General features: G+C 70.3%; 11 protein-coding genes. 4 read left to right on the top strand and 7 right to left on the bottom strand.

Going from position 1 to position 12471, the window contains the following annotated elements; all coding sequences use genetic code 11:
• Window positions 1–18 precede the first annotated feature (18 nt).
• Together rpmA and rplU are read right to left on the bottom strand one after the other, a co-directional pair.
• Window positions 19–294 carry a 50S ribosomal protein L27 gene (gene rpmA / locus MYMAC_RS07395; RefSeq protein ID WP_043708982.1) on the bottom strand — a complete coding sequence of 92 codons (276 nt, stop codon included), beginning with the start codon at window positions 292–294 and terminating at the stop codon, window positions 19–21.
• 39 nt (window positions 295–333) lie between these two features.
• Window positions 334–642, bottom strand: a complete 309-nt coding sequence (rplU, locus tag MYMAC_RS07390) for a 50S ribosomal protein L21 (RefSeq protein WP_013935383.1) — start codon at window positions 640–642, stop codon at window positions 334–336.
• A 256-nt stretch (window positions 643–898) separates the two neighbouring features.
• On the opposite strand from rplU, the gene MYMAC_RS07385 reads away from it, so the two are divergent.
• A complete protein-coding gene (locus MYMAC_RS07385) occupies window positions 899–1267 on the top strand; it encodes a hypothetical protein (protein ID WP_095957555.1) in 369 nt (122 codons plus the stop codon).
• A gap of 57 nt (window positions 1268–1324) precedes the next feature.
• Here the strand turns inward: MYMAC_RS07385 and MYMAC_RS07380 are convergent, their stop codons facing one another.
• Window positions 1325–3394 carry a serine/threonine-protein kinase gene (locus MYMAC_RS07380; RefSeq protein ID WP_204817462.1) on the bottom strand — a complete coding sequence of 690 codons (2070 nt, stop codon included), beginning with the start codon at window positions 3392–3394 and terminating at the stop codon, window positions 1325–1327.
• Between the two features lie 174 nt (window positions 3395–3568).
• Here MYMAC_RS07380 and MYMAC_RS07375 point away from each other — a divergent pair, with 174 nt between their 5' ends.
• Window positions 3569–4531, top strand: coding sequence for an isopenicillin N synthase family dioxygenase (locus tag MYMAC_RS07375; protein ID WP_095957553.1), 963 nt, complete (start codon window positions 3569–3571; stop codon window positions 4529–4531).
• Window positions 4532–4537: 6 nt separating this feature from the next.
• Window positions 4538–5593: a carbon-nitrogen hydrolase family protein gene (locus MYMAC_RS07370; RefSeq protein WP_095957552.1), complete on the top strand. Its 1056-nt coding sequence runs from the start codon at window positions 4538–4540 to the stop codon at window positions 5591–5593.
• Here MYMAC_RS07370 and gatB read toward each other — a convergent pair.
• The 4 genes from gatB to MYMAC_RS07350 are packed head-to-tail and all read right to left on the bottom strand — an operon-like array spanning window position 5590 to window position 9170.
• Window positions 5590–7029 (bottom strand): Asp-tRNA(Asn)/Glu-tRNA(Gln) amidotransferase subunit GatB, encoded by a 1440-nt coding sequence (gene gatB / locus MYMAC_RS07365; protein WP_095957551.1) that lies wholly within the window; start codon window positions 7027–7029, stop codon window positions 5590–5592. The two genes, MYMAC_RS07370 and gatB, sit on opposite strands and share 4 nt — an antisense overlap.
• A 32-nt stretch (window positions 7030–7061) precedes the next feature.
• On the bottom strand, window positions 7062–8522 hold the full coding sequence (gene gatA / locus MYMAC_RS07360) for an Asp-tRNA(Asn)/Glu-tRNA(Gln) amidotransferase subunit GatA (protein WP_095957550.1): 1461 nt from the start codon (window positions 8520–8522) through the stop codon (window positions 7062–7064).
• 18 nt (window positions 8523–8540) lie between these two features.
• Window positions 8541–8828 (bottom strand): Asp-tRNA(Asn)/Glu-tRNA(Gln) amidotransferase subunit GatC, encoded by a 288-nt coding sequence (gatC, locus tag MYMAC_RS07355; RefSeq protein ID WP_013935390.1) that lies wholly within the window; start codon window positions 8826–8828, stop codon window positions 8541–8543.
• A gap of 6 nt (window positions 8829–8834) precedes the next feature.
• Window positions 8835–9170, bottom strand: a complete 336-nt coding sequence (locus MYMAC_RS07350; protein WP_013935391.1) for a TFIIB-type zinc ribbon-containing protein — start codon at window positions 9168–9170, stop codon at window positions 8835–8837.
• 214 nt (window positions 9171–9384) lie between these two features.
• On the opposite strand from MYMAC_RS07350, the gene MYMAC_RS07345 reads away from it, so the two are divergent.
• The gene (locus tag MYMAC_RS07345) at window positions 9385–12441 is read left to right on the top strand and encodes an FtsK/SpoIIIE family DNA translocase (RefSeq protein ID WP_204817451.1); all 3057 of its coding nucleotides are present in this window, start codon (window positions 9385–9387) and stop codon (window positions 12439–12441) included.
• Window positions 12442–12471: the final 30 nt, after the last annotated feature.

Here is a 12471-nt window from a genome sequence, read left to right as displayed (position 1 = left end):
TCAAGGACCGGCCAGCCGTCAGGCGCTCGCCTGCTCAGCGGCGGCCGGGTAGACCGAGACCTTCTTCCGGTCGCGGCCCAGGCGCTCGTACTTCACCACGCCGTCCACCACCGAGTAGAGGGTGAAGTCGCGGCCGAGCTTCACGTTGGCGCCGGCGTGGATGACCGTGCCGAGCTGACGGACGAGGATGCTGCCCGCCGACACCGTCTCACCGCCGTACACCTTCACGCCACGATACTGCGGGTTGGAATCGCGGCCGTTGCGCGAAGAACCCTGTCCCTTTTTATGAGCCATGACACCTTGCTCCTGAAGTTTGAGGTGAAACCGCCCGGACTAGCCGGCGATGGAGGTGACCTTCACCTCGGTGTACGGCTGACGGTGACCGCGGCGGCGGGTCCAGCCCTCCTTCTCCTTCCGGAAGTGGAGGACGCGGCGGTGCTTGTCCTGAGCCAGGACCTTGCCCACGACCTTGGCGCCCGCGACGGTCGGCTGGCCCACCTTCGGGCTGTCCGAACCACCGAGCATCAGGATCTCCGTGAAGGTCACTTCGGCCCCGACGTCGCCCGCGATCTTCTCGATCCGGACCACGTCGCCCTCGGCGACGCGGTACTGCTTCCCGCCCGTGCGAATCACTGCGTACATCGTCAAACCCCTGTCATCTGTCGGGTTGGGTCAACCCGTGGAATCGACCGCGCATTTCGGACGGGTGGACCATCCAATTGCGCCAAAGGCGGCGGGATTTACGGGAGATACCCTGGGGAGTCAAGGTGGTTGAAGGATCAGACTGCGACTCCCCGGCCGTTTACTCGCCCCCTAGGGAAATGTTAACTGGGAAACCGGGCTTTCGGCCGCCTTTCGTGAGCCACGCCCCACAACCTCGCCTTGAGGGGGAACTACAATGAAGAAGCTTTTGATCGGTCTCGTGGCCAGCAGCGCTCTTGTTTTCGGCACCGGCTGCGGCGGCGATGACGGCGGGGACCTCTGCGAGGACATCGCGGACGGCTATAGGGCCCTCACGGACAAGGTCGAGGGTTGTCCGGAGATCGCTCAGTACCTCCCCAACATCGATGTGGATGAGGAGGGGCTCAACGAGTGCCGCGAGGCCATGGATAGCTGCTCGGACTCCGATAAGGACAAGTATCAAGCCATGGCGGACTGCCTGAGCGACCTTCCCCGGTGCCAGAGCTCGAACATCGAGGCCTGGTCGGCTGAGTTCGTGGCCTGCTCCGAGAAGATCGAGGGCGTCAGCGAGACCTGCGGCGAGTAGCCGACGCGGCGTGAGCCTGACTCGCGCCGTCGTGCAATCCCGGGCCCGGCACCTGCTTCAAGGTGACCGGGCCCTGTCATGTCCGGCCACCGCCGGCCGCCCGCCCAGCACCCGGCGGAGCCTGCGGTAGCGCTGGAGCATGTCCACCTCCAGCGGCGCGAGCCTCAACCCCCGCTCGTACTGCTCCAGCGCCTGGGAGAGGCGGCCCTCGCGCTCCAGGGCGCCCCCGGACTGGAAGTGGATCCGCGCCGAGCCCATGGCCTGGGGCCTGCGCGACAGGAACTCGCGCCGCAGGGACTCGAGCTGCTCGGCGGTCAGCCCGGCCTCCAGGCACTTCGCCACGCCGCGGTGATTGCCGCGCCAGGCATCGTAGAGGGCGCGGTGCGCCGTGGCGCCCAGGGCCTCGGCCGCCTCCCGGACGCGGACGCGGAGCGCGTCCACCTGGGCGCGCTGGGGAGGCGTCAGCGGATGCTGCTCCAGGGACTCCAGGGAGCGCCAGGCCTCGCGGGTCCGCAGGCGCACCGTGACCATGTCCGAGTCCTGATCCAGCGCCAGCACCGCGTACGCGTCCCCGGCCGAGCGCTGACGCCAGGCCTCCAGCAGGCGCGCCACGGCCGGATCCTCGGCGGACGGCGCGGAGGGGGCCTCGCGCACCGGGTCTCCCTGGAGGAGCGCATCCACCGCGGCCTTGAGCACGGCGGTGGCCTCCACGAACTGGACGCCGAAGCCGGTGGGCATCCCCCACACGCGGGCCTGCGCGGGTGGAACGAGCCGCACCACCTCACACATGACGGACAGCGGCCCCGACGCCAGCTCCAGCACCACGGGCAACCGCGCGCACAGCGGTGGCAGGAAGCGCCCGCCATGGAGGAACAGACCGCCCCGCGACAAGCCGCTGCCCCGCAGCCGCACGGGGCTCTCTCCTGGACGCAGGACGACCTGCACCGGCACCTCCACGTTGGAGGCGCGAGGTGACGCCGTGGGTGCGGCGGAGGGCGGGCGGCGCAGGGGCGCGCCCGCCAGCAGGGAAGGCAATGGCCCCGCTCGCGAGCCCGATGGGAGCCGAGCCTGGACGCGCGCCATGGACGCGACGGGCGCCTGCTCGAGCACCGGGTGTCCTCCCGGGCGCGTCTTCCGCGCCGACACGCGCTGGTGCTCGACGAGGGCCACCTGCAACGCGTCGCGGAACGCGGCGATGGACGGGTACCGGTCCTCGGGCTTCTTGGCCAGCGCGCGCAGGATGACGTGCTCCAGCGCCGCGGACACCGCCGGATACACCGAGCTGGGCGGCGGCGGCGGCCGGAGCTGATGGGCCACGAGCTGCGCCGTCAGGCCCTCGTCGTTGAAGGGAAGCCGGCCGGTGAGGAGCTGATAGGCGATGACGCCCAGGGCGTACAGGTCCGCGCGGCCATCCACGCCCCGCCCCAGGGACTGCTCGGGGGCCATGTATTCAGGCGTCCCCACGATGATGCCCGCGTGCGTCTGCGGCATGTGCGCGTCCGCCAGCTTGGCGATGCCGAAATCCAACACCTTCACGAAGGGAGCGCTCCGCTTGCGGCGGACCAGGAAGATGTTGTCCGGCTTCAAGTCGCGGTGGACGATGCCTCGCGCATGCGCGGCCTGGAGCGCGTCGCACACCTGCGACAACACCGAGACGACCGCGCCCGCGGCCAGGGGCGTGCCCACCCACGCGGACAACGGGGAGCCATCCAGCAGCTCCATGATGAGGTAGGGGCGCGGCGGCGCGGCATCCATGTCGAAGATGCTGACGATGTTCTCGTGGCCGATGAGGTTCACCGCCCGCGCCTCCGCATGGAAGCGCTGCACCAGCTCCGGGTACATCGTCAGGTGCGCGTGCAGCACCTTCACCGCGACCCGGCTGCCAATCGAGACGTGCTCGCCCAGGTAGACGGAGCCCATGCCGCCTCGGCCCAGGCGCCGCGTCAACCGGAAGCTCCCGCACCGGGTCCCCACCAAGGGGTCCTGTGCCTCCACCGTCGGGGCGCACCTGGGACGCGCCGTCCCTCCACCCCCCACGTCCGCGCGCACCAGCGTCGGACACGAGGCCTCCGTCCCATGCCGCCGGCCACACACCGCACACCCGCCACCGCTGCTCACCTCGGGCATCCGCCTCCCCCCAACCTGCCCGCCCAACATGGAACCTGGGAGCACTGACTTCCACTGGGAATGAGGGCGGATGTCCGCTGGTGCCGCACCTCCGACGCCACGGTCGCAGAACGGGGTCCTCTGGCGGACGCTGTGCGTGCCGACAATCCATCAGGGTGGGTAGAGTGCGGCCGCATGTCGCCATCCCCGCGCCGCATCCCCATCGTCAACCTGTCCCACTACCGCACGGGCACACCCCAGGAGCGGGCCCGCTTCGTTCAGGTGTTCGGCGACGGCATCAAGGAGTTCGGCTTCGTCACGGTGGAAGGCCACGGCATCGACGACGGCCTCATCCGCCGCACGTACACGGACGTGGAGCGCTTCTTCTCCCTGCCGGAGGCCACCAAGGCCCAGTACGCCCAGGCCGCCCACGGCGGTCAGCGCGGCTACATCGGCTACGGCCAGGAGCACGCCAAGAATCGCCAGGTGGGTGACTTGAAGGAGTTCTGGCACGTGGGCCGCGAGCTGCCGCCCGAGCACAGGTACCGCGAGCGCTATGGCCCCAACGTCTGGCCCACCGAGGTGCCCACCTTCCGCGAGCACACGCTGTCGCTCTTCAACGCGTTGGATGGCGCGGCGGGCGTCATGCTCCAGGCGCTCGCCGAGTACTTCGGCGTGGCGCGCGACACCTTCAGCGGCATGGCCACCGACGGCAACTCCGTGCTGCGGCTCATCCACTACCCGCCGCTGAAGGAGCGCTTCATCCCCGGAGGCGTGCGCGCCGCCGAGCACGAGGACATCAACCTCATCACCCTGCTCTGCGAGGGCACCGCGGGCGGCCTGGAGCTGCTCACCCGCGACGGAGAATGGCTCCCGGTGGACACGCTGCGTGGGCAGATTGTCGTCGACTCGGGCGACATGCTCAGCCGCGTGACGAACGAAATCATCCCCGCCACCACGCACCGGGTGGTGAACCCGCGCGGCAAGGAAGAGGACACGGTGCGCTACTCGATGCCCTTCTTCGTCCACCCGTATGCCGACTGCGTGCTCCAGGCCCTGCCCTGCACCCAGACGGCGGACTCACCGGCGCGGCATGCCCCCATCACCGCGGATGCCTTCCTCAAGCAGCGCCTGCGTGAGAATGGCCTGCTGAAGTAACGCGCCGTGGACACCTCCGCCGACACCGTCGAGCTGTTCGCCCTCCAGCCCCGCGCCTCGCTGGAGGACTACGCCTCGCCGAGCACCTTCGCCGCGCGCCACCGCGCCCTGGCCGCGAAGGTGGACGCCCTGCGCAGCCGGGACGCGGAGGGACGGCCGCGCCATCCCGCGCTCGTCGTGTGGCCGGAGTGGGTGGGCGCGCCCCTGCTCTTCACCGGCCACGTGGCTCTCGTGCGCCGGGCCACGTCGGTCCAGGGGGCACTGAAGCGAGTGGCCCTCGCAGAGCCCTGGGACACGTGGAACGCCTGGAGCGCGTTCCATCCGCCGTCGCTGCTGGAGTGCGTCTACGCCGCGCGTGCGCCCCGCGTGCACCGCGCCCTGTGGGAGACCTTCTCGGGCATCGCCCGGGACTTTGGCCTGTGGGTCGTGGCCGGCAGCGCGCTGCTCCCCGCCAGCCAACGAGGACAGGACACGCCCGACTTCCGGCCCTACGGCGCGCGCACCTACAACACCAGCTACACCTTCTCCCCCGAGGGCCGGTGCGTGGCGGCGACGCGCAAGGCCAACCTGGTGCCCACGCGGGAGGACGCGCTGCACCTCAGCCCGGGCCGCCCCGAGGACCTGGCGCTCCTGCAGACGCCCTTCGGGAGGTTGGGGACGCTCATCGGCTATGACGGCTTCCTCAAGCCCCACACGCCCCAGGAGCCCTGGTTCGTCCCCTGCGCGCAGTACCTCGATGCCCTGGGCGCGGACGTCCTCGCGCAGCCCTCCGCCAACCCCTGGCCCTGGGAGGCGCCCTCGCCCTTCAACGCGTCCCAGCGCCGCGGCGAGCAGTGGCGCGAAGAGGGACTCCAGGCTCAGCTCCGCATGCTCAAGCGCGTGCGCTACGTGGTGAGCGCGCAGTTGGTGGGCAGCGTGCTCGGGACCCACTTCGAGGCCCCCTCCAGCATCCTGGAGCGGACGGACGCTGGAGAGGTGCGGGTGCTCGCCGAGGCCCCGTCGCGGAGCGAAGAGGACGTGGTGCACGCCACCGTCCCCACGGCGGCGCGCGGAACGCCCTAATCGCCGAGCTTCTTCTTCAGCAGCTCGTTGACGAGGGCGGGGTTGCCCTTGCCCTTCATGGCCCGCATCACCTGCCCCACGAAGAAGCCGAAGACCTGCTTCTTCCCGGCGCGGTACTTCTCAATCTCCCCCGCGTTCTTCGCGAGGATGTCGTCCACCACCGCCTCGATGGCGCCGGTGTCGCTCACCTGGGCCAGGCCCTTCTCCGCGATGATGTCCGCGGGCGCCTTGCCCGTGCGGAACATCTCCCCGAGCACGTCCTTGCCCGCGTTCGCGGACACCGTGCCCTGGTCCACGGCGCCCAGCAGCTCGCCCAACTGCGCCGGCGTGAAGCGCAGCGCGGACAGCGGCGTGCCCTCCTCCTTCAACAGGCGCATCAGCTCGCCGAGGAACCAGTTGGAGAGCTTCTTGTAGTCCTTGTAGTGCCCGGCGCAGGCCTCGAAGTAGTCGGCCAGCGGGCGCTCGGCGGTGAGGATGCGGGCGTCATACGCGGGCAGCCCGTACTGGCTGGTGAAGCGCTGGAGCTTCGCGCGCGGCAGCTCCGGCAGCGCCTGGGCCGCGGCGTCGATGGCCTCCGCGCTCACGTGCAGCGGCGGCAGGTCCGGCTCCGGGAAGTACCGGTAGTCGTGCGCCTCCTCCTTGCTGCGCATGGAGCGGGTGACGCCCTTGCTCACATCCCACAGGCGCGTCTCCTGCACCACCTTGCCGCCCGACTCGATGACGTCCACCTGCCGGGCAATCTCGTACTCGATGGCCTGCTTGAGGAAGCGGAACGAGTTGAGGTTCTTCAGCTCGCAGCGCTGGCCGAACGTGGTGGAGCCCTTGGGCATCACCGACACGTTGGCATCACAGCGGAAGCTGCCCTCCTCCAGGTTGCCGTCATTGACGCCCAGGTAGACGAGCACGTCCCGCATCGCCTTGAGGTACTCCACCGCCTCGTCCGCGTCGCGCAGGTCCGGCTGGCTGACGATTTCCAGCAGCGGCACGCCCGCGCGGTTGAGGTCCACCAGGCTCTGGCCTCCCCCCGCGTCATGCACGCTCTTGCCTGCGTCCTCCTCCATGTGGATGCGGAGGACGCGGATGGTCTTCTCGCCCCGCGGCGTGTCGATGACCAGGCGCCCGTGCTCGCAGATGGGCTGGTCGTACTGCGTAATCTGGTAGCCCTTGGGCAGGTCCGGATAGAAGTAGTTCTTCCGGCTCCACACGCTCGTGGGGCGGATGGTGCACTCCAGCGCCAGGCCCGTGCGCACGGCGAACTCCGCCACGCGCTGGTTCAGCACCGGCAGCACCCCGGGCATGCCCAGGCACACCGGGCAGGTGTTGCGGTTGGGCTCGGCGCCGAACGCGGTGGAGCAGCCACAGAAAATCTTGGACTGCGTGAGGAGCTGCGCGTGGACCTCGAGGCCGATGACGGGCTGGAAATCGCTCACGGGCATGGCGGTGTCACCAGGGCGTGCGCTCGCGGGCCCTACAGGGGCGCGGCGCGGCGGAAGAAGTCGTGCTCGCGCTCGTAGGCGCGGGCGATGCGCAGCAGGCCGGCCTCGTCGAAGGGCCGTCCCAGAATCTGCAGGCCCACCGGCAGGCCCGCCTTCGTGAAGCCGCAGGGCACCGACAGGCCGGGCAGGCCCGCCAGGTTGCATGGCAGCGTGTAGATGTCCATGAGGTACATGGACAGCGGGTCCTCCACCTTCTCACCCAGCTTGAAGGCCGGCACCGGCGAGGTGGGCGACAGCAGCGCGTCCACCTGCGCGAAGGCGCGCGTGAAGTCCTCCCGGATGAGCGTGCGGACCTTCTGCGCGCGCAGGTAGTAGGCGTCGTAGTAGCCGGAGGACAGCGCGTAGGTGCCCAGCATGATGCGGCGCTTCACCTCGGCGCCGAAGCCCTGCTCCCGCGTCAGCGCGTACACGTCCCGCAGGCTGCGCGCGTCCTTCGCCCGCAGGCCGAACCGCACGCCGTCATAGCGGGCCAGGTTGCTGGACGCCTCCGCCGGCGCGATGAGGTAGTACGTGGCCAGCGCGTACTTCGTGTGGGGCAGCGACACGTCCACCAGCGTCGCGCCCAGCCGCTCGTATTCGCGCAGCGCCTCGCGCACCGCGGCCTCCACCTCCGGGTCCATGCCCTCGGTGAAGTACTCGCGCGGCACGCCCAGCTTCAGGCCCCGCACGCCGGCCTCCAGGTCCGCCGAGTAGTCCGGCACCGGCGCGTCCGCGGACGTCGCGTCCCGCGCATCCGGCCGCGCAATCACCTGGAGCAGCGCCGCCGCGTCCGCCACCGTGCGCGTCATGGGGCCTGGCTGGTCCAGCGATGAGGCGAAGGCGATGACGCCAAAGCGCGACACCCGGCCGTAGGTGGGCTTCAGCCCCACGGTGTTGGTGAGCGCCGCGGGCTGGCGGATGGAGCCGCCCGTGTCCGTGCCCAGCGCGCCGAACACCTCGCGCGCGGCCACCGCCGCCGCCGAGCCACCGGACGAGCCGCCCGGCGTGCGCGACACGTCCCACGGGTTGTGGCTGGGGAAGAAGGCGCTGGACTCGTTGGATGAGCCCATCGCGAACTCGTCCAGGTTCAGCTTGCCCACCAGCGGCAGACCCGCCTCCTTCAGCAGGCGCACCACCGTGGCGTCGTAGGGCGGGACGAAGCCCTCCAGGATGCGCGAGCCCGCGGTGGTCTCCACGCCCTCGGTGAGGAAGAGGTCCTTGAGCCCCAGCGGCACGCCGTCCAGGGCGCTGGCGGGGCTGCCCGCCTTGCGGCGCGCGTCACTGGCGCGGGCGGCGGCCAGGGCGCCTGCCTCATCCACGCGCAGGAAGGCGCGCACCTTCGCGTCCACCTGCTGGATGCGCGCCAGGCTCGCGCGGGTGGCCTCCTCGGAGGAGACCGCTCCCGCGGCCAGCTTCGCGGCCAGCTCCAGCATCGTGAGGTCCGTGAGCTGCATGGCGTGGCGTCTCCGGGACTACTCGATGATTTTCGGCACGGCGAAGGACGTGTCGGACTTCGCCGGCGCGTTGGCCAGGGACTTCTCTGGCGGCAGGGACGGCCGCGTCACGTCCTCACGGAGCCGCGAGGACATGAGCGTGGCGTGGGAGGTGGGCTCCACGGCCTCCACGTCGAGCGCCTGGAGCTGCTCCACCGCGTCCAGCACCGCGGACAATTGGGTGGTGAAGCGCTGCTCCTCCTCCGGAGTCAGCGACAGCCGCGCCAGCGTGGCCACATGGCGCACCTGCTCGAGCGTGAGCGCCACGGCGGCCTACTTCTTCTTGAAGAGGTTGAGGATGGCCCCCATCACCTTGCCGCTGCCCTCGTGGCCGTGCTGGGCCACGAGCTGATCCAGCTCCCCGGCGTCCAGGAAGACGCCGTGGCAGTTGAAGCAGGTCTCGATTTCGACGTTGCCCTGCTTCAGCGTCTGCAGGTCCATGCCGCACTTGGGGCACTTCATCCAGTGGAGCTTCTTGAGCTCCTCGCGCTGCTGCGCCGCGTTCGCCGCGGCCTGCTCCAGGGCCAGCTTGCGCTTCTTCTCAATCTCCTCCCGGGCGAAGTACTCCTCCTCGGTGGATGACGGCTTGTCGGTACGAGCGTCGGCCATGTGATGTTCCTCCACGAAGTCCCGCCGCCGCGCGGCATGCGCGTCCGGGCGGCGATGTTGGGCGGCACCATACCCCCTCTTGGGAGGGGCGCAGCCGAAATGTAGGTCCCCCGTCCGGGGCTGGAAAATTGACCGCTCCCCCTCCCTCCCTACACTCGCTGCGGGCATTGCTACAGCCCGCTACGCGGCTGAGACGCGCAGAGGGAAGACGGACATGACGGCGAAGAAGGGTCGGGCGGAGAAGGCGGTCCTGTCCCGGCAGGAAATCGCGACGCGGCGCAGGGCACTGGCGGACAAGCGGATGAAGGCCGGCAAGGGCGGAGACGTCGCCACCCGGGCCATCACCGGCGTGTTCCTGCTGGCGGCGTCGTTGATTGCGCTGCTGGCGGTGGCCACTTTCGACGCGAAGGACCGGGTGGGCCCGGGCTTCAACAACGCGGTGGGCCCCATGGGGCACCTCATCGCGGAGTCGCTGCGCGGCCTGTTGGGCGTGTGCGCCTACCTCATCCCGGTGGGCGGCATCTACACGGCCATGGTGCTCTTCGTGGGCAGCCGGGACCGGAAGCGGGGGCCGCAAATCATCAGCCTGGCGCTGCTGACGGTCAGCGTGTCCGTGCTGGCGCAGCTCATGTTCGCCGGTGACAAGGGCTGGGACCACCCGCCGGGTGGCGCGCTGGGAGCCAGCCTGGGCGGCATCATGTCCGGCCTGTTCTCCACCGTGGGCACCGTCATCCTGGTGACGGCCATCAGCGCGGCCGCCCTCATCGTGGGCACCCAGTACACCTTCCTCAAGGTGTGCTCGCTGGCCTGGGCCGGCATGTGCGTCCTGGGCCGCCGCTTCCAGGAGTCCTTCAACACGTTCTGGGAAGCCCAGAAGGTCGCCTACCAGGAGCGCCAGGAGCGCGCCGCCCAGGAGAAGCTGGAGGAGGCCGCCTTCCTCGCGCAGCTCGAGGCCGACGAGGAAGAGCTCGCGGAGGCGGAGCGGCTGGCCGAGGAGGCCGAGGCCGCCGAAGCCGAAGCCATGGCCGAAGAGGCCTTCCGTCTGGCCAAGCAGCAGGAGAAGGAGCAGGCCGCCGCCGCGAAGCTGGCGCTCAAGGAGTCCCGCGAGCGCGAGAAGGCGGAGAAGAAGCTGCTGCCGCCGGCCCGCGAGGCCGACTCGCTGCCGCCCGCGCCCGCCCCCGTGCTGGCCCTGCCGGAGAAGGCCCCGGCGAAGGTGGAGAAGCGCCCGGGCATCAGCGCCGACCCGGCCTGGGCCGCGTCCTTCCTGCCCCCCTCCCCCAACCTCGTGCCCGCCGACGGCGCCGAGTCCTCCGAGCCGCCGCGCTCGCGCCGCAAGCCGAACATCGTCACCGGCCCGGCGCCCGCGCCCGTGGCCGAGGAGGAAGCCCCCGAGCCCGTGGCGCCCGTCAGCGCCGCGCCCGTGGCACCGGTGGCCCCCGCGCCCGCCCCCGCCGCGCCGGCCGACATCGCTCCGGCGAAGCCCGCCGCGCTGGCGCGCATGCCGCTCATCGTGGAGCCCAAGGCCCCGCCCAAGCCCACCGCCAAGAAGAGCCAGGACCAGTTCGAGTTCGTCGGGGACCGCAAGAGCTTCTCGCTGCCGCCGCTCGACGTGCTGGAGTGCGACAAGAAGGAGCGCTCCGCGCTGGACCAGGACGCCTACCTGGCCACGGCGGAGAAGCTGCGCGCGAAGCTGGCGGACTTCGGCATCGTCGGCGAGGTGGTGGAGATTCGCCCCGGCCCCGTCGTCACCATGTACGAGTTCCTCCCGGGGCCCGGCATCAAGGTGAGCAAGATCGCCGCGCTCGCGGACGACCTCGCCATGGCCATGGAGGCCATGCGCGTGCGCATCGTCGCGCCCATCCCCGGCAAGGGCGTGGTCGGCATCGAGGTCCCCAACAAGGACCGTGAAACCGTCTATCTCAAGGAGATTGCCGAGCAGGACGCGTTCAACAAGGGCGCCAGCAAGCTGACCATGTGCGTGGGCAAGGACATCGAGGGCATGCCGTACGTCCTCGACCTGGCCAAGGCGCCCCACCTGCTCATCGCCGGCACCACCGGCTCCGGCAAGTCGGTGGCGGTGAACTCCATGATCATGAGCATCCTCCTCAAGGCCACGCCCGAGGAGGTCCGCTTCATCATGGTGGACCCGAAGATGCTGGAGCTCTCCGTCTACGAGGGCATCCCCCACCTGCTGCTGCCGGTGGTGACGGACCCGAAGAAGGCGGCGCTCGCGCTGCGCTGGGCCGTGGAGGAGATGGAGCGCCGCTACCAGATGCTGTCCGAGGCGGGCGTGCGCAACATCGCCGGCTTCAACAAGCTGGTGGAGAGCACCGCGGTGGAGGTCAAGGCGACCGAGTCCGCGCCGAAGAAGAAGGCGAAGCCCAAGAACGTGCTCGTGCTCGACGGCGAGAGCCCCAGGTCCTCCATGCCCGCGGGCGGCGAGAGCCTGGGCGTGGCCGCGCCTCGCGACGACGAGGACGACCTGCTCGAGCCCCAGGCGCCCGAGGCCGAGGCCCCCGAGCTGGAGGCCGAGCCCGAGGACACCGAGGCGCTGGAGGCCAGCGAGCCGGCCGAGCCGGAGAAGAAGCAGCTCCAGAAGCTGCCCTACATCGTCGTCATCATCGACGAGCTCGCCGACCTGATGATGGTGGCCAGCCGCGAGGTGGAGACCTACGTCGCCCGTCTGGCGCAGATGGCCCGCGCCGCCGGCATCCACCTGATGGTCGCCACGCAGCGCCCGTCCACGGACGTCGTCACCGGCGTCATCAAGGCCAACTTCCCCACGCGCGTCAGCTTCATGCTGCGCTCGAAGCCAGACTCCATGACGATTCTGGGCACGGTGGGCGCCGAGGCCCTGCTGGGCATGGGCGACATGCTCATCATGCCGCCCACCAGCGCGCACCTGCAGCGCGTGCACGGCGCCTTCGTGTCGGAGAACGAAATCAAGAAGGCGGTGGACCACCTCAAGGCCCAGGGCAAGCCCGTCTACGACGAGTCCATCCTCAAGCCGCGCGACGAGGACGTGGAAGGTGGCGGCGAGGAGGACGAGCTGTCCGACGAGCTGTACGACCAGGCGCTCGCCACGGTCAGCGAGATGCGCGCCGTCTCCATCTCCATGCTCCAGCGCAAGATGCGCATCGGCTACAACCGCGCGGCCCGCATGATTGAGCGGATGGAGCGCGACGGCGTGGTGGGCGCGGCGGATGGCGCCAAGCCCCGCGAGGTGCTCATCCGGGGCCTGGGCGACATGCCCGGCGCCGGGGCCATGTAAGGCCCGGGTGGCCACCGTCTCCTGGAAGGG

It is taken from the genome of Corallococcus macrosporus DSM 14697 (assembly GCF_002305895.1).
Lineage (GTDB): Bacteria > Myxococcota > Myxococcia > Myxococcales > Myxococcaceae > Myxococcus > Myxococcus macrosporus.
Note: the sequence above shows the minus strand (reverse complement) of the source record. Positions and strands in the feature narration are given on the sequence as shown.

What these genes read in the sequence shown, in the direction of transcription:
- MYMAC_RS07375 (WP_095957553.1), top strand. Translation starts at nt 3,569, where the DNA reads ATGTCGCCATCCCCGCGCCGCATCCCCATCGTCAACCTGTCCCACTAC.
- rpmA (WP_043708982.1), bottom strand. Translation starts at nt 294, where the DNA reads ATGGCTCATAAAAAGGGACAGGGTTCTTCGCGCAACGGCCGCGATTCC.
- MYMAC_RS07385 (WP_095957555.1), top strand. Translation starts at nt 899, where the DNA reads ATGAAGAAGCTTTTGATCGGTCTCGTGGCCAGCAGCGCTCTTGTTTTC.
- gatA (WP_095957550.1), bottom strand. Translation starts at nt 8,522, where the DNA reads ATGCAGCTCACGGACCTCACGATGCTGGAGCTGGCCGCGAAGCTGGCC.
- rplU (WP_013935383.1), bottom strand. Translation starts at nt 642, where the DNA reads ATGTACGCAGTGATTCGCACGGGCGGGAAGCAGTACCGCGTCGCCGAG.
- MYMAC_RS07380 (WP_204817462.1), bottom strand. Translation starts at nt 3,394, where the DNA reads ATGCCCGAGGTGAGCAGCGGTGGCGGGTGTGCGGTGTGTGGCCGGCGG.
- gatB (WP_095957551.1), bottom strand. Translation starts at nt 7,029, where the DNA reads ATGCCCGTGAGCGATTTCCAGCCCGTCATCGGCCTCGAGGTCCACGCG.
- MYMAC_RS07345 (WP_204817451.1), top strand. Translation starts at nt 9,385, where the DNA reads ATGACGGCGAAGAAGGGTCGGGCGGAGAAGGCGGTCCTGTCCCGGCAG.
- MYMAC_RS07350 (WP_013935391.1), bottom strand. Translation starts at nt 9,170, where the DNA reads ATGGCCGACGCTCGTACCGACAAGCCGTCATCCACCGAGGAGGAGTAC.